This is a genomic window from Amycolatopsis oliviviridis (assembly GCF_014654365.1).
Lineage (GTDB): Bacteria > Actinomycetota > Actinomycetes > Mycobacteriales > Pseudonocardiaceae > Amycolatopsis > Amycolatopsis oliviviridis.
This window is the reverse complement of the sequence record NZ_BNAY01000029.1, coordinates 1-622: the sequence shown is the minus strand read 5'-3', so window position 1 is coordinate 622 and position 622 is coordinate 1. Positions and strand designations below refer to the sequence as shown.

At 55.5% G+C, this 622-nt stretch carries 1 rRNA gene; it reads right to left on the bottom strand.

What is annotated here, in order from left to right:
- Positions 1 to 622: ribosomal RNA gene (locus IE302_RS42570) — 23S ribosomal RNA — on the bottom strand; the annotation flags it as partial.

Sequence of the window (622 nt, the reverse complement as noted above, 5' to 3'; positions counted from 1 at the left end):
TGACACAGCTTCGGCGGTGTGCTTAAGCCCCGCTACATTGTCGGCGCAGGACCACTTGACCAGTGAGCTATTACGCACTCTTTCAAGGGTGGCTGCTTCTAAGCCAACCTCCTGGTTGTCTGGGCAATCCCACATCCTTTCCCACTGAGCACACACTTAGGGGCCTTAGCTGGTGTTCTGGGCTGTTTCCCTCTCGACGACGAAGCTTATCCCCCGCCGTCTCACTGCCACGCTCTCACTTATTGGTATTCGGAGTTTGGTTGATTTCGGTAACCCGGTAAGGCCCCTAGACCATCCAGTAGCTCTACCCCCAACAAGAAACACGTGACGCTGCACCTAAATGCATTTCGGGGAGAACCAGCTATCACGGAGTTTGATTGGCCTTTCACCCCTACCCACAGCTCATCCCCTCAGTTTTCAACCTAAGTGGGTTCGGCCCTCCACGTCGTCTTACCGACGCTTCAGCCTGGCCATGGGTAGATCACTCCGCTTCGGGTCTAGACCACGCGACTCAATCGCCCTATTCAGACTCGCTTTCGCTACGGCTACCCCACACGGGTTAACCTCGCCACGCAGCACTAACTCGCAGGCTCATTCTTCAAAAGGCACGCCATCACCGTAA